The sequence below is a fragment of the Streptomonospora halophila genome, from assembly GCF_039542725.1.
GTDB classification, from domain to species: Bacteria; Actinomycetota; Actinomycetes; order Streptosporangiales; family Streptosporangiaceae; genus Streptomonospora; species Streptomonospora halophila.
This window is the reverse complement of the sequence record NZ_BAABIK010000008.1, coordinates 42,556-56,523: the sequence shown is the minus strand read 5'-3', so window position 1 is coordinate 56,523 and position 13,968 is coordinate 42,556. Positions and strand designations below refer to the sequence as shown.

The 13,968-nt window shown below is 73.9% G+C and carries 14 protein-coding genes; 4 read left to right on the top strand and 10 right to left on the bottom strand.

What is annotated here, in order from left to right:
- The first annotated feature begins 168 nt into the window (after positions 1-168).
- Together ABEA15_RS09050 and ABEA15_RS09045 are read left to right on the top strand one after the other, a co-directional pair.
- The gene (locus ABEA15_RS09050; RefSeq protein ID WP_345556264.1) at positions 169-1,059 is read left to right on the top strand and encodes an EI24 domain-containing protein; all 891 of its coding nucleotides are present in this window, start codon (positions 169-171) and stop codon (positions 1,057-1,059) included.
- Positions 1,060-1,475: 416 nt separating this feature from the next.
- Positions 1,476-2,789: a lytic polysaccharide monooxygenase gene (locus tag ABEA15_RS09045; RefSeq protein ID WP_345556262.1), complete on the top strand. Its 1,314-nt coding sequence runs from the start codon at positions 1,476-1,478 to the stop codon at positions 2,787-2,789.
- Between the two features lie 205 nt (positions 2,790-2,994).
- Here ABEA15_RS09045 and ABEA15_RS09040 read toward each other — a convergent pair whose 3' ends face one another.
- From ABEA15_RS09040 to ABEA15_RS09025, 4 genes are all read right to left on the bottom strand, one after another.
- On the bottom strand, positions 2,995-4,107 hold the full coding sequence (locus tag ABEA15_RS09040; protein WP_345556261.1) for a D-alanine--D-alanine ligase family protein: 1,113 nt from the start codon (positions 4,105-4,107) through the stop codon (positions 2,995-2,997).
- Positions 4,108-4,233: 126 nt separating this feature from the next.
- Positions 4,234-5,442: a trans-sulfuration enzyme family protein gene (locus tag ABEA15_RS09035; protein ID WP_345556260.1), complete on the bottom strand. Its 1,209-nt coding sequence runs from the start codon at positions 5,440-5,442 to the stop codon at positions 4,234-4,236.
- 111 nt (positions 5,443-5,553) lie between these two features.
- A complete protein-coding gene (locus ABEA15_RS09030; RefSeq protein ID WP_345556259.1) occupies positions 5,554-6,564 on the bottom strand; it encodes an NAD(P)H-dependent glycerol-3-phosphate dehydrogenase in 1,011 nt (336 codons plus the stop codon).
- A gap of 31 nt (positions 6,565-6,595) precedes the next feature.
- Complete coding sequence (locus ABEA15_RS09025) at positions 6,596-7,495, bottom strand: lysophospholipid acyltransferase family protein (RefSeq protein ID WP_345556258.1); 900 nt, start codon at positions 7,493-7,495, stop codon at positions 6,596-6,598.
- Between the two features lie 294 nt (positions 7,496-7,789).
- Here ABEA15_RS09025 and cofC point away from each other — a divergent pair, with 294 nt between their 5' ends.
- Positions 7,790-8,437, top strand: a complete 648-nt coding sequence (gene cofC / locus ABEA15_RS09020; RefSeq protein WP_344143478.1) for a 2-phospho-L-lactate guanylyltransferase — start codon at positions 7,790-7,792, stop codon at positions 8,435-8,437.
- A 124-nt stretch (positions 8,438-8,561) separates the two neighbouring features.
- On the opposite strand, the gene ABEA15_RS09015 is transcribed toward cofC, so the two are convergent.
- The 4 genes from ABEA15_RS09015 to leuC all read right to left on the bottom strand — a co-directional run bounded on the left by ABEA15_RS09015 (position 8,562) and on the right by leuC (position 11,164).
- Entirely contained in the window at positions 8,562-8,840 is a 279-nt protein-coding gene (locus ABEA15_RS09015; protein WP_311544908.1) for an HU family DNA-binding protein, read from the bottom strand.
- A gap of 78 nt (positions 8,841-8,918) precedes the next feature.
- On the bottom strand, positions 8,919-9,158 hold the full coding sequence (locus ABEA15_RS25765) for an SCO5555 family protein (RefSeq protein ID WP_486387882.1): 240 nt from the start codon (positions 9,156-9,158) through the stop codon (positions 8,919-8,921).
- On the bottom strand, positions 9,137-9,727 hold the full coding sequence (gene leuD, locus ABEA15_RS09010; RefSeq protein WP_345556257.1) for a 3-isopropylmalate dehydratase small subunit: 591 nt from the start codon (positions 9,725-9,727) through the stop codon (positions 9,137-9,139). Before leuD ends, ABEA15_RS25765 begins: the two co-directional genes overlap by 22 nt.
- 39 nt (positions 9,728-9,766) lie before the next feature.
- Positions 9,767-11,164, bottom strand: coding sequence for a 3-isopropylmalate dehydratase large subunit (gene leuC / locus ABEA15_RS09005; protein ID WP_344143480.1), 1,398 nt, complete (start codon positions 11,162-11,164; stop codon positions 9,767-9,769).
- 216 nt (positions 11,165-11,380) lie between these two features.
- Here leuC and ABEA15_RS09000 point away from each other — a divergent pair, with 216 nt between their 5' ends.
- The gene (locus ABEA15_RS09000) at positions 11,381-12,070 is read left to right on the top strand and encodes an IclR family transcriptional regulator (RefSeq protein ID WP_386699334.1); all 690 of its coding nucleotides are present in this window, start codon (positions 11,381-11,383) and stop codon (positions 12,068-12,070) included.
- 67 nt (positions 12,071-12,137) lie between these two features.
- On the opposite strand, the gene ABEA15_RS08995 is transcribed toward ABEA15_RS09000, so the two are convergent.
- Together ABEA15_RS08995 and ABEA15_RS08990 are read right to left on the bottom strand one after the other, a co-directional pair.
- A complete protein-coding gene (locus tag ABEA15_RS08995; protein ID WP_345556256.1) occupies positions 12,138-13,316 on the bottom strand; it encodes a PQQ-dependent sugar dehydrogenase in 1,179 nt (392 codons plus the stop codon).
- A 91-nt stretch (positions 13,317-13,407) separates the two neighbouring features.
- Entirely contained in the window at positions 13,408-13,965 is a 558-nt protein-coding gene (locus ABEA15_RS08990; protein WP_344143485.1) for a DUF4188 domain-containing protein, read from the bottom strand.
- Between the last annotated feature and the right edge of the window lie 3 nt (positions 13,966-13,968).

The window sequence follows — 13,968 nt, the reverse complement described above, 5'->3', positions numbered from 1 at the left end:
CGGGCGCGGTCGGCAGGCACCGCACTCCGCCCCCGGACGGACCGGGACCACGGCAGCGGCGCCGGCGAGCTGGCGGGGCGAGTGGACGTGCCGCCGAACCGGGGGCGGGTGGGCGCGGGGGCGGCTGAAGGTGCGGGGACGGGGGAGGACGCACTATCGTCGTCCGGCGTGAGCACTCCCCTCCGCGACTTCTTCTCCGGTGTCGGCGTCCTGTTCAAGGGCGCGGCCCTGGTCATCCGCAACCCCCGCCTGTTCATGCTGGGCATGATCCCGCCGTTGGCCACGTCGCTGCTGTTCGTGGCCGCCCTGGCGGCGCTGCTGCTCAACATCGACGACTTGACCGCGTGGCTGACCCCATTCGCCGACGGCTGGTCGTCGGGGATGCAGACGACGCTGCGCGTCGCCGCCGGGGTGATGCTGGTGGCCGGCGCCGTGCTGATCATGGTCGTGGCCTTCACCGGTCTGACGCTCGCGCTGGGGTTCCCGCTCTACGACAAGATCGCCGAGATGGTCGACGACGACCTGGGCGACGCCCCTGCCGACTCCGACGAGCCGGTGGTGCGGTCGGTCATCCGGGCGGTCCGGCAGTCGCTGGGCCTGATCTCCGTCTCGGCACTGGTCGCGATCCCGCTGTTCGCGAGCGGGTTCATCCCGGTGGTCGGCCAGACGGTGGTCCCCGTCGTGGCCGCCTTCTTCGGCGGGTGGATGCTCACCATCGAGCTGCTCGGCGCGGCCTTCGACCGGCGCGGGATGCGCCGCATCAAGGACCGCCGCGGGGCGATGAAGCAGCGGCGGATGCTCGTGTTCGGCTTCGGCATCCCCAGCTACCTGCTGCTGGCCATCCCGTTCCTGGCCGTCGTGGTGTTCCCCGCCGCTACGGCTGGCGGCACGATCCTCGCGCGCCGCCTGCTGCCCTCATCGCCCCCGCAGGCGCCGGCCGCGCCCGGTCAGCTCCCGCCCGACGCCGCACCGCCCGCCTTCCCCGGGCCGCCGCCTTCCGGCGCCGGCCCGGTGGCCGGCCCCCACCAGGGCCCGCCGCCTCCGCCGCCCGCGCGCTAGAACCCGCCCGCCGACCGCGCCCGAACGCCTCCGGTACCCGCCTGCGTACCGGCGCGTCCGGCGGCGGTCGGCGGGCCCGCGGCCGCCGCCGGACGCCTCGGGAGCGCTGCGCGCCCGCCTCGCCGCAAACCGGACGTCCGCCACCTGCGACGCCGCCGAATCCGATGTGGCTTCGGAGTTACGTCTCTATTACCCGTGGTTGCGGAATCCTGTGATGCGGGACACGCTAGGAACGCCTCTGGGGTAGTTCGGCACAACCTGGGAGCGCTCCCAAACCTGGGAGCGCTCCCTGCGGCCGTGCTCCGCTGAGGTGCTCCCCATCCCGAACCCGTCCCCCGCTCCCATCCTCGGATCCCCCATCCATCTCCCGCTGACATCGCCCAGGTCACGGGAGTGCGACTCAGAGGAGTGCAACGGTGAACCTTGCACGCAGAATCACCCTCATCGGCGGCGCAGCCGTACTCGCCTCCGGATTCGCCGTGGCCCTGCCCGCCGAGCCGGCGGCCGCGCACGGCGGCTTCACCTTCCCCGCCACCCGCACCTACGCCTGCTACCAGGACGGCCTCGAAGGGGGCAACGGCGGCTCCCTGAACCCGCAGAACCCGATGTGCCAAGAGGCCCTCGAATACAGCTCCTACCCCTTCTGGAACTGGTTCGGGAACCTGATCAGCGACGCCGGCGACCGGCACCGCGAGATCATCCCCAACGGCAAGCTCTGCGGCCCCACCGAGGAGTTCGACGCCTTCAACCGCCCCGGCGACTGGCCCGCCACCCAGGTTCAGTCCGGCGACACGGTCACCTTCGAGCACAACGCGTGGGCGCGCCACCCCGGCACCTTCACGCAGTACATCACCAAGGACGGCTGGGACCCGAACCAGCCGCTGGGCTGGGACGACCTGGAGCCCGCCCCGTTCGACGAGGTCACCGACCCGCCGCTGCGCGAAGGCGGCGTCGAGGGCGCCGAGTACTACTGGCAGGCCACGCTGCCCGAAAAGAGCGGCCGCCACGTCATCTACTCGATCTGGGAGCGCTCGGACAGCCCCGAGGCCTTCTACAACTGCTCCGACGTGGTCTTCGACGGCAGCGGCGGTGGCGGCGGCGAGGAAGACACGCAGGTGCCCACGGCGCCCGGCGCGCCGAGCGCCGGAGCCGTCACGGACGGCTCCGCCGAGCTGAGCTGGGGCGCCGCATCCGACGACGTGGGCGTGACCGGATACGAGGTCCACGACGCCGCGACCGGCGAGGTGGTGGCCACCACCTCCGGAGGCACGTCGGCGACCGTGAGCGGGCTGCAGGCCGAGACCTCCTACAGCTTCTACGTGGTCGCCCTGGACGCCGCGGGCAACGCGTCCTCGCCCTCGCCCGAGGTGTCGGTGACCACCGGCGGCGGCGGCAGCGGCGGCGGCCCGGCCGAGTGCACCGTGGACTACAGCATCGCCAACGAGTGGTCCGGCGGCTACACGGCCAACGTCTCGATGACCAACGAGGGCGACTCGGCGCTGCAGGACTGGTCGGTCGCCTGGGACTTCGCCGACGGATCGACCGTCACCAACGGCTGGTCGGCGCAGTTCGCACAGGAGGGCACACGCGTGACCGCCTCCAACACCGACTGGAACGGCGACGTCGCGGCCGGGGCGTCGGTGTCCTTCGGATTCAACGCCGAGAACGGCGGATCGGCCGCGGAGCCGACCGCGTTCGAGGTGAACGGCGAGACCTGCACGGCATCGTGAGGGACCGCCGGCGAACGGACCAACCCCGATAATCCCGCGGCCGGGGGCGGCAGGGCCCGGCCGCGGGGTTTGCGAGGGCGGGAGGCGGAATGCGTCGGGGCACCGCCTCCCGCCCTCCACATGCGCTGGGGCCGCGTCCCGGCCGGGCGGGCGGGACGCGGCCCCGGAAGGGTCGCGAAGAGGCGTGCTCGGCGGGCGGCGCGCGCTAGCGCAGGCCGGGCGCGCGGCGCAGGGCCGTCTGGATCATCCGGTCGACGAGGGACGTGTAGTCCAGCCCCGACTCGGCCCACATCTGCGGGAACGCCGAGGACGGAGTGAACCCGGGCATCGTGTTGATCTCGTTGACGTAGACGCGCCCGTCGTCGCCGTAGAAGAAGTCCACCCGGGCGAGCCCTTCGCAGCCCAGCGCCTCGAAGGTGCGGGCGGCCTCGCGGCGGATCTCGGCGACGACCTCGACGGGCAGCTCGGCCGGGATGGTCAGGCCGCTCGTGGACAGGTACTTCGCCTCGAAGTCGTAGAAGTCGAACCCGTCGGCCACGTGGATCTCGGCGGGCTGGGAGACGTCCGGCGCACCGCCTTCGAGCGACTCCAGCACACCGCACTCGACCTCGCGGCCCGGCACGGCCGCCTCGACGATGACCTTGGGGTCGTGCCGGCGCGCCGCCTCGACGGCCGCGGTGACGGCGTCGGTGTCCGAGGCGTCGGGCACCTTGCTGATGCCGACGCTGCTGCCGCCGCGCGCGGGCTTGACGAACACCGTCCCGCCCAGATCGGCGATGTCGTCCAGGACGCGCTTGCGCTCGCCCCGCCACATCCGGTCGGGCACCGCGACGTAGTCGCCGGTGGGGATGCCGTGCCCGGTGAACAGGGCCTTCATGAAGACCTTGTCCATCGACGCGGCGCTGGCGAACACGCCTGCGCCCGCGTATCGGGCGTCCATCATCTCGAACAGGCCCTGGATGGTGCCGTCCTCGCCGAGCGGGCCGTGCAGCAGCGGCAGTACCGCGTCGAAGCCGCCCAGCCTGCGCGAGGAGTCGCCTTCGAGGACGATCAGGTCGGTGGCGCCGCTGAAGGGGACCGCCAGCTCGGGCCCGGACGTGTGGACCTCGGGCAGTCGGCCGTCGACGATCGCCAGCTGACCCGGGTCGGCCGAGTACAGCACCCAGGAGCCGTCGCGGGCGATGCCGATGGGCACGACCTCGTAGCGGTCGGTGTCGATCGCCGAGATCACCCCGCCCGCGGTGACGCAGGAGATCTCGTGCTCGGGACTGCGTCCGCCGAAGATCACGGCGACCCGGATTTTACGCTGCTCGGCCATGCTGCCCGACTCTATCCTCCGCTCACCGGGCTCCGGAACCGATCCGCACCCGTTGCGCCCATTCGTTCTTCCGTCGTGTCCCCGCGGCCCGCGCCGCCGAAGCGCCGCCGGCTGCGGGCGCGCCGGTCACCGTCCACCGCACGCCGCGTCCAGCGCGGCACGGGCGTCGGCCGCGAGGTCGTCCGCGTCCTCCAGGCCGATGGAGAACCGTACCGCCGCGGGCCCGATCCCGGCCTCGCGCAGCGCCGTGTCGCTCATCTGGCGGTGGGTGGTCGAGCCGACGTGGCCCGCCAGGGTGTGCGTGCCGCCCAGCGACGCGCCGATGGTGGCCGTGCGCAGGGCGTCGGCGAAGGCCATGCCCGCTTCCCGGCCGCCGCGCGGGGTCACGGTGACGACGGCGCCCCGGCGGCCGGCGTCGAACAGCCGCTCGGCGAGCCCGTGGCCGGGGTGGCCGGGCAGTCCCGGGTAGTCGACCCGCTCGACCGCGGGGTGCCCGGCCACTGCGGCGGCGAAGGCGGCCGCGCTCTCGCACTGGCGGGCGACGCGCAGCGGCAGCGTCTCCAGGCCGCGGTGCAGGAGGAACGCCTCGTCGGGGGCCAGGCAGGGACCGAGGTCGATGCGGGCCGCGCGCACCCGGGCCATGGGATCCGCGCCGCCGACCGCCACTCCCCCGGTGGCGTCGCTGTGCCCGCCGATGTACTTGGTCGCCGAGTGGAGGACGACGCCGGCGCCGTGCTCCAGCGGGCGGCACACGGCCGGCGTGGCGAAGGTGGAGTCGACGACCAGGACGGCGCCGGCCTCGTCGGCGATCCCGCCCAGGGCGGGCAGATCGGAGACGGTCATGGTCGGGTTGGACAGGGTCTCGGTGAAGACCACCGCGGTCTCGGGCCGCACCGCGGCGCGCACGGCGGCCGTGTCCGTGATGTCGACGAAGTCGGTGTGCACGCCGAACCTGCGCAGCAGGCCGTCGAGCAGCGAATAGGTGTTGCCGTAGATGGACCGCGAGGCGACGACGTGCGCGCCGGCGCCGGTGAGCGCGAGCAGCGTGCTGCTCACCGCGCCCATCCCCGAGGCGAAGGCCTCGCCGCGCACCTCGCGGTCGCAGCCGGCTCCCTCCATCGCGGCCACCGCCGCGGCGAAGGCGCTCGCGGTGGGGGTGTCGATGCGCGCGTAGGAGTAGCCGGGCGCCTCGCCGGCCAGGACGTCGGCGTACTCCCGGGAAGAGCCGAACGCGTAGGTGGTGCTGCGGTGGACCGGGGCCCGCAGCGGACGCTGGGGCGGCGCGGGCGCTGCGGGCAGGCCCAGGGCGCGGGTGTTCTCCCCCTGCTGGTGCATGGTGCGGCGGATCTCCGTTGCTCGGTGGTCGTGGCGGGTCGGGGCGGGCCGGGCGTGCACGCGTCCGGCCCGCCCCGGCGCGGCGGCGCGCACGCGCGGCGCTGCGCCGGGTCAGAACCCGTAGCGCTCCGGCTTGGCCGTACGCGACATGAACGCCGCGAGGGCCTCGGCAGGCGAGAGGTCGTGGTGCATCATCGCCACGACCGCCTCGGTGATGGGCATCTCCACGCCCGTGCGGCGGGCCAGCTCCAGCACCGACTCCGAGGACTTCACGCCCTCGGCGGTCTGCGAGGTCGCGGCGACGACCTCCTCCAGCGTCATGCCGGAGCCGAGCTTCTCACCGAAGGTCCGGTTGCGCGAAAGCGGCGACCCGCAGGTGGCGACGAGGTCGCCGAGCCCGGCCAGGCCGGCCAGCGTGTGCTCGCCGGCGCCCAGCGAGACCGCCAAGCGCACCGTCTCGGCCAGGCCGCGGGTGATCAGTGAGGCCTTGGCGTTGTCGCCGAAGCCCATCCCCACGGCGACGCCGACGGCCAGGGCGATGACGTTCTTGACGGCTCCGCCCAGCTCAACGCCGACCACGTCGGTGACGGTGTAGGGCCGGAAGTACGCCGACTTGCAGATGTGCTGCAGCCGCACGGCAGTGGGCTCGTGGCGGCAGGCCATCACGGCGGTGGCGGGCTGGCGCTCGGCGATCTCGCGGGCCAGGTTGGGGCCCGAGACGACCGCGACCCGGTCCTCGGGCACGCCCGACACCTCGGTGGCGACCTCGCTCATCCGGCGGCAGGTGCCGAGCTCGATGCCCTTCATCAGGCTCACGAGGACGGCCTGCCCGCCGATGTGCTCGCGCCATGCGGAGAGGTTGCCGCGCAGCGTCTGCGAGGGCACGGCGAGGACGACGAAGTCCGCTTCGTGCAGCGCCTTGGCTGCGTCGGCGGTGGCGGTCAGGGCGGGGTTCAGCGCCATACCCGGGAAGTAGGCGGGGTTCTCGTGGCGCTGGTTGATCGCGTCGACGACCTCGGACCGCCGCCCGTGCACGACCACCTCGGCGGCGCCCGCGTCGGCGACCATGTTGGCGAACGCGGTCCCCCAGGAACCGCTGCCCATCACCGCGACCTTGGTCATGTGCTCCTCCCCCGTGCTCGCGCGCCGCCGCTCACCCGCGGGGCTTCCGCTCGCCGTCGGAGTCCTGCTCGCCGGCGCCGTTGGCGGCGGCCGGCGCCCGGCCTCCGTCGGCGCTCGCGGCCGGCTGCACGCCGGCGCCGCCCGCCGCGCCCGCCTCGGGGACCTCGGGAGCGGCCTCGGCGGCCTCCGGCGTCCCGGAGTCGCCGGAGGAGGCCTGGCGGACCCTCTTCATGTCGTAGGGCTCGGCCGGCGGCACCTCGCCGCGCAGATCCGCCTGCAGCTCGGTGATGCGCCGCATGATCTCGGCGGTGGCGTCGCGGAGCACGGTGGCCGTCATCGGCTTGCCGCGGTAGGCCGAGAGGTCCACCGGCGGCCCGGCGACGATCTGCACGCGCTTGCGCGGGAAGGGGCGCAGCTTGGCGGTGCCGTAGCGCAGCAGGTGCTGTTCGCCCCAGTGCGCCAGCGGGACGACGGGCGCGCCGGTGCTCAGCGCGAGCCGGGCGACACCGGTGCGCGCGGCCATCGGCCACAGGTCGGGGTCGCGGGTGCAGGTGCCCTCGGGGTAGAAGATCACCGAGGAGCCGTCGCGGGTGAGGGCGGCCTCGGCCTCCTTGAGTGCCTTGACGGCGTCGGTGCTGCCGCGCTTCACGGGGATCTGGCCGGTGCTGCGGGCCACCGCGCCGACCAGGGGGATGCGGAAGACGCCCTCCTTGGCGGTGAAGGTGGGCCAGCGCCGCCCGGCGACGTAGAGGTAGTGCGAGATGGTCAGTGGGTCGGCCATCGACAGGTGGTTGGCGGCGATGATCACGCCGCCCTCGCGCGGGACGTTCTCCTGCCCCTGCCACTCCGCCTTGGTGACGGCTCCCAGGACCGGGCGGACGATGGCGGCCACGACCGCCTTGACCCACCGCGATTCGCGTTGCTGTGCCACGGACTCCTCCGATTCGACCTGCCTCGCCGCTTGCGCGCCGGCCTTTCCGCGTCGCGGCCCCGGCGGTGGCCGGCGGCCGCCTGCGGCCGGTCCAGTCTAGGCCGCCGGGAAGATCCCCCATGTCGCGCCCGTTGCAACCGGCGAGCGGACGGGGCGCGGTACGCCCCGCTCCACTCCGGCGGGGCGGTGCGCGCGGCGTGCCGTGCCGCCTGCGGTCGGCCGGCGCGGCGCCCTGGCCTGCCCGCGCGGCCGCCCGGGGGCGCGGTGCGCCGATCAGCGAGTCGAGGAGGGGCGATGCCGCCGCAGGATCAGGACCGGCCCTGGTCGCTGGTGGTCCCGGTGAAAGGGCTGGAGCGCGCCAAGTCCCGGCTGTCGGGGGCGGCGGGCCTGCCGCGCGCCGACCTGGCGCTGGCGGTGGCCTGCGACACGGTGATGGCGGCCGTCGCCGCCGAGCGGGTGGGCGCGGTGTTCGCGGTCACGCAGGACGAGCGGGCCGCCGCGGCGCTGGAGGCGCTGGGAGCCGCCGTCGTGGGCGGCGAGCCGGGGACCGGCCTCAACCCCGCGCTGGAGCACGGAGCCGCCGCAGCCGGGCGCACACACCCGTTGTGGGGGCGCTGTGCGCTGTCGGCGGACCTCCCGGCGCTGCGTCCGGGCGAACTGGACGATGTGCTCGCGCAGGCGCGGGGCCACGAGCGCTCTTTCCTGGCCGATGCGCCGGGCGTCGGCACCACGCTGTACGCCGTGCGGGCGGGGGCCCGCTTCGCCCCGGCGTTCGAGGGCGGCTCGCGGCGCCGGCACCTGGCCGGCGGGGCCGCGGAGCTCGACGGCTCGCGGGCGCCGAGCGTGCGGCGCGACGTGGACACCGCGGCCGACCTCCGTGAGGCCGCCCGGCTGGGTGTGGGGCCGCATACGGCCAAGCTGCTGGCGCGCTTCGCGTGGTGAGGTGCGGCGCCGGCCGTGTCGGCGGTCCACCCGGGGCGTGCCGCACGCGGGCGCGCGCATGAAGAACGCCCGGGCCCTCTCGGGGGACCCGGGCGCGCACTTCAGCCCTCGGCTTCGCCGGGGGTCACTTCTCGCCGTTCACCAGGGCCTTGAAGTCGGAGCCCGGGCGGAACTTCGGCACGTAGCTCGCCGGGACGTTGATAGTCGCCCCGGTAGCAGGGTTGCGGGCCTCACGAGCGGCCCGTTCGCCCCTCTCGAAGACGCCGAAGCCGGTCACGGCGACCTTTTCGCCGGAAGCGACGGCCGACTGGATGGTCTCCAGCACCGCGTTGACGGCTTCGGTGGCGGTCTTCTTGTCGCCCATACGGTCAGAGATCGCGTCGATCAGGTCACGCTTGTTCATTGGTTCCTCCGGTTCCCCCTTGCTCGCACGAAATTAGGGGACAGCATGCCCTGGACACAAACACAAACGCCCGTGAATTCAGCGTGTCGGAGGGTCTTCGACCTGCGGAGGGAGCGTGAGGAGCGTCAGATCGACCCGCTCGGAGGCACGAACGGGATCCCTTTTGACCGCTTCCGTGATGCCCAAAAGCCTACGTACGGCGGGAATCCGGGCATCCGGCGGCAGTGCGTTGGCGCGGCGGTGCGCCTCCCGCGGCCGCCGCGCCAAATCAAGGTAAAATTCCGGGGATTCGCCGTCTACTGGGTGACCGGAAGCCATGCGTGGCGCTGGTTCTCGAACGCGTCGACGTCATCGGTGTGACGCAGAGTGAGTGCGATGTCGTCCAGACCCTCCATCAGCCGCCAGCGCGTGTAGTCGTCGAGCTCGAACGGCTGGACGATGTCGGCCGCGCGCACCTCGCGCGCCTCCAGGTCGACCGTCACCTGCGTCGCGGGGTCGGCCTCCACGGCCGCCCACAGCCGCTCGATGACGTCGTAGGGCAGCACGACCGCCAGCAGCCCGCCCTTGAGCGCGTTGCCGCGGAAGATGTCGCCGAAGCGCGGCGCCAGCACCGCCTTGAACCCGTAGTCCTGCAGCGCCCACACCGCGTGCTCACGCGAGGAGCCGGTGCCGAAGTCGGTGCCGGAGACGAGGACGCTGCCGCCGGCGTACTCGGGCTTGTTCAGCACGAACTCGGGGTCGCTGGCGCGCCAGGCCGCGAACAGGCCGTCCTCGAAGCCGGTGCGGGCGACCCGCTTGAGGTAGACGGCGGGGATGATCTGGTCGGTGTCCACGTTGCTGTAGCGCAGCGGCACGGCGCTGCCGGTGTGAACGGTGAACTTCTCCATGTCGGTGTCAGCTCTTTCGTGCCTGTCGTGGGCGGTCGGCTACAGGTCGGCGGGCGAGGAGAGGGTGCCCCGCACCGCGGTCGCGGCGGCGACCAGCGGCGAGACGAGGTGGGTCCGGCCGCCCTTGCCCTGCCGCCCCTCGAAGTTGCGGTTGGACGTGGAGGCGCTGCGCTCGCCCGGCTTGAGCTGGTCGGGGTTCATGCCCAGGCACATCGAGCAGCCGGCCTCGCGCCACTCGGCGCCCGCGGCGGTGAAGACCTCGCCCAGCCCCTCGGCGTTGGCCTGCTCCTTGACCCGCATGGAACCCGGTACGACCAGCATCCGCACGCCGTCGGCCACCGTGCGGCCCTTGATGATCTCCGCGGCGGCGCGCAGGTCCTCGATGCGCCCGTTGGTGCAGGAGCCCAGGAAGACGGTGTCGACCCGGACGTCGCGCAGCGGGGTGCCCGCGGTGAGGTCCATGTAGTCCAGGGCCTTCTCGGCGGCGGCGCGCTCGGCGGGGTCCTCATAGCCCTCGGGGTCGGGCACCGCGCTGTCCAGCGGCGCGCCCTGGCCGGGATTGGTGCCCCAGGTGACGAACGGGCTGAGCTGCGCGGCGTCGAGGACGACCTCGCGGTCGAAGGCCGCGCCGTCGTCGGTGCGCAGGCTCTTCCAGTGCTCGACGGCGGCGTCCCAGTCGGCGCCCTGCGGCGCGTGCGGGCGGCCCCGGACGTAGTCGAAGGTGGTCTCGTCGGGGGCGATCATCCCCGCGCGGGCGCCCGCCTCGATGGACATGTTGCAGATGGTCATCCGGGCCTCCATGGACAGCTCCCGGACGGCCTGGCCGCGGTACTCGATGACGTAGCCCTGGCCGCCGCCGGTGCCGATCTCGGCGATGACGGCGAGGATGATGTCCTTGGCGGTCACCCCGGGCGGCAGCGAGCCCTCGACGGTGACGGCCATGGTCTTGAACGGAGCCATCGGCAGGGTCTGGGTGGCCAGCACGTGCTCGACCTGGCTGGTGCCGATGCCGAAGGCCAGCGCACCGAAGGCGCCGTGGGTGCTGGTGTGGCTGTCGCCGCACACCACGGTCATACCCGGCTGGGTCAGGCCCAGCTGCGGGCCCACGACGTGCACGATCCCCTGGTCGAGGTCGCCCATCGGGAACAGGCGGACCCCGAAGTCGGAGGCGTTCTTGCGCAGCGTCTCGATCTGGGTGCGCGAGACCTTGTCGGCTATGGGACCGAGGATGTTCTCGGTCGGCACGTTGTGGTCCTCGGTCGCGATGGTCAGGTCCGGGCGGCGCACGGGACGGCCGGCCAGCCGAAGCCCTTCGAACGCCTGCGGGCTGGTGACCTCGTGCACGAGGTGCAGGTCGATGTAGAGCAGGTCGGGTTCTCCGTCGGCACGCCTGACGACGTGCTCCTCCCAGACCTTCTCGGCCATCGTGCGAGCCATGTGCGACGCCTCCTCGCGTCTCGTCACTTTCCGGACTTTCCAGGAGAGGATTCTCTCGCCGCCGCGGCGGCCGCAACGGAGCCGGCGGCCGCCTGCATCGCGCCGAGCGGCGGAACGCAGCACGTCGAACGATTTGCATTCCAAATGGCGAGACGTCAATATCAAGCCATGGACAACTCTAGCTCATCCAGCGGTGTCGGTGTGCTCGACAAGACGATGTCGGTGCTCGACGCGCTGGAGTCGGGGCCCGCGTCCCTGGCCCAGCTCGTGCGGGTCACCGGTCTCGCCCGCCCCACCGCCCACCGGCTGGCCGTCGCGCTGGAGCGCCACCGCATGGTCACCCGCGACAGCCAGGGCAGGTTCGTGCTGGGGCCGCGGCTGGGCGAGTTGTCCATCTCCACCGGCGAGGACCGGCTGCTGGCCGTCGCCTCGCCCGTGCTGGTGCAGCTGCGCGACCTCACCGGCGAGAGCGCCCAGCTCTACCGGCGCCAGGGCGACGTCCGCGTGTGCGTGGCCGCCGCCGAGCGCACCAGCGGGCTGCGCGACACCGTGCCGGTGGGCAGCGAGCTGCCCATGAGCGCGGGATCGGCGGCCCAGGTGCTGCTGGCCTGGGAGGACGGCGAGCGCATCCGCCGGGTCCTCGCCGACGCCAAGTTCAGCGGCAACAGCCTGGCCCAGGTGCGCCGCCGCCGCTGGGCCCAGAGCGTGGGAGAGCGCGAGCAGGGCGTGGCCTCGGTGTCGGCGCCCATCTCCGGACCCGGCGGCCGCGTCATCGCCGCCGTGTCGGTCTCGGGGCCGCTGGAGCGCCTCTCGCGCGCGCCCGGGCGCCTGCACGCCCAGGCGGTCACCTCGGCCGCGGAGAAGATCAACGAGGCCCTGCACAGCCAGGACGCGCCGGGGCACTGAGGCGGGAAGGGCGCACGGGCGGCGCCGGGGCCGCTCGGTGCGCCGGAGGCCCCGCTGAGCGGGGCCCTCAGTCCTCCAGCGGTATGCGCAGGATGCGGTCGTCCTCCTCGACGGGGTCGCCGCGGGAGTCGCGGTTGCTGGTGGCGACCAGCAGGTCGCCGCCGGGGACCGCGGTGATCGTGCGCAGCCTGCCGTAGTCGCCGGCGAACAGGGACTCCGGCTCGCCGACCGGGTCGTCGTCCTGCCCGGTCAGCGGCACCCGCCACACCCGTTCGCCGCGCAGCGCGGCGACCCACAGCGAGTTGCCGGCGATCGCCGCACCGCTGGGCGAGGCTTCGTCGGTGGTCCAGGTGACGACCGGGTCGATGTAGTCGCCGGAGGCGTCCTCGCCGCCGGTGCCCTCGACCTCGGGCCAGCCGTAGTTGCCGCCCGCCTCGATGACGTTGACCTCGTCGAAGCGGTCCTGGCCGAACTCCGTCGCGAAGAGGGTGCCGTCGGAGTCCCAGGCCAGGCCCTGGACGTTGCGGTGGCCGTAGCTGAAGACGAGGTTGCCGAAGGGGTTGCCCTCCGCGGGCTCGCCCTCGGGCGTCATGCGCAGGATCTTGCCGCCGAGGCTGCCGGTGTCCTGCGAGCGCGAGCCGTCGCCCGCGTCGCCGGTGGCGGCGTAAAGCAGGCCGTCGGGGCCGAACGCGATCCTGCCGCCGTTGTGGAAGGCGGCGCTGGGGATGCCCTCGACCAGCACCTCGGAGTCGCCGAGGGAAGGCGGCCCGTCGCCGGAGCGGTCCAGCTCGAAGCGCGCTATGCGGTTGCCGGAGGCGGTGGTGAAGTAGGCGAAGAGCGCGTCGGGGCGCGGCTCGTCCGGCCGGACGGCGATGCCCAGCAGCCCGCCCTCGCCCTGGGCCCGCGCCGGCTCGACGGTGCCGACCTCGCGGATGCGCCCTTCAGGGGTCATCAGCAGGATGCGGCCGGAGTCGCGCTCGGAGACCAGCGCCCCGCCGCCGGGCAGCGCCGCGACTCCCCAAGGGACCTCCAGACCGGTGGCCGCGACCTCGGGATCGCCCGGCGGCACCAGGCGCGCGGCCGTTGCGGAGTCCGCGGCCCCGGGTGACGGCGACCGCCCGGAGCCGCCGCCCTCCGCACCGCCGTCGGTGCAGGCGACGGCGGCGAGCACGGCGGCGGCGACGCCGGCCCCGACGCGGCGGCGCCGCAGACGCGCCCGGCTCGGGTACTGGCGCGGGTGCTCCATGGTCGGTTCGTGCCCGCTGCGCGCCGGGGCCGAACGTGGCGCAGGGGCGCGGGCCCGCGAGAGGCCCGGGCTGTCCTCGCCGCCCGGCGGTTCACTCGCCCGCACGCTCGTTCGCCCGGACGCGGGCGCGTGCGCGCCGCAGGGCGAGGCGGTCGAGGGCCCGACGCGTCTCGCGGTCGACGGGCCGGGTGCCCAGCGCCCGGCCCAGCCCCATGGGGGGCACGTTGGCGTAGATCGCCTCGTAGCCGCGCGCGGGCTCCGTACCCTCGCGTTCGGCCTCCGCACCGCCGCCGCTCTGCGGCAGCCCGACCTCGTAGGTCTCGTGCCACAGGCCCGCGGCGTCGCCGCCCTGGCGGTAATAGCGGCGCCAGGCGGCGCTGTGGGTCGCGTCGTGGGCGTAGCGCAGCAGCGCCTCGGTGGACTCCCAGTACTGGATGACGGTGACCCCGCGCATGCTCGGCAGCGTGCGCGAGTGCAGCAGCCCGCGGTCGGGGGCGGCCGCGAGCTCGGCGTCCATCCGGCGGAACGCGCGAGCGACCCAGACCCAGCGGTGCGGCTGGAGCAGCGCGTTGACGCGGGCTCCCAGCAGGAAGACGGTCAGGCCGTCGCGGGGCTCGGTGGTGGTTCGGCCGGTCTGCACCTCGGGCATCCG

Excerpts from the sequence above, each read along its gene's own strand:
- ABEA15_RS09015 (WP_311544908.1), bottom strand. The coding sequence starts at position 8,840 with ATGAACAAGCGTGACCTGATCGACGCGATCTCTGACCGTATGGGCGAC.
- ABEA15_RS08990 (WP_344143485.1), bottom strand. The coding sequence starts at position 13,965 with ATGCCCGAGGTGCAGACCGGCCGAACCACCACCGAGCCCCGCGACGGC.
- ABEA15_RS09040 (WP_345556261.1), bottom strand. The coding sequence starts at position 4,107 with ATGGCCGAGCAGCGTAAAATCCGGGTCGCCGTGATCTTCGGCGGACGC.
- ABEA15_RS08995 (WP_345556256.1), bottom strand. The coding sequence starts at position 13,316 with ATGGAGCACCCGCGCCAGTACCCGAGCCGGGCGCGTCTGCGGCGCCGC.
- ABEA15_RS25765 (WP_486387882.1), bottom strand. The coding sequence starts at position 9,158 with ATGGCTTCCGGTCACCCAGTAGACGGCGAATCCCCGGAATTTTACCTT.
- cofC (WP_344143478.1), top strand. The coding sequence starts at position 7,790 with ATGCCGCCGCAGGATCAGGACCGGCCCTGGTCGCTGGTGGTCCCGGTG.
- ABEA15_RS09030 (WP_345556259.1), bottom strand. The coding sequence starts at position 6,564 with ATGACCAAGGTCGCGGTGATGGGCAGCGGTTCCTGGGGGACCGCGTTC.
- ABEA15_RS09035 (WP_345556260.1), bottom strand. The coding sequence starts at position 5,442 with ATGCACCAGCAGGGGGAGAACACCCGCGCCCTGGGCCTGCCCGCAGCG.
- ABEA15_RS09000 (WP_386699334.1), top strand. The coding sequence starts at position 11,381 with ATGTCGGTGCTCGACGCGCTGGAGTCGGGGCCCGCGTCCCTGGCCCAG.
- leuC (WP_344143480.1), bottom strand. The coding sequence starts at position 11,164 with ATGGCTCGCACGATGGCCGAGAAGGTCTGGGAGGAGCACGTCGTCAGG.
- leuD (WP_345556257.1), bottom strand. The coding sequence starts at position 9,727 with ATGGAGAAGTTCACCGTTCACACCGGCAGCGCCGTGCCGCTGCGCTAC.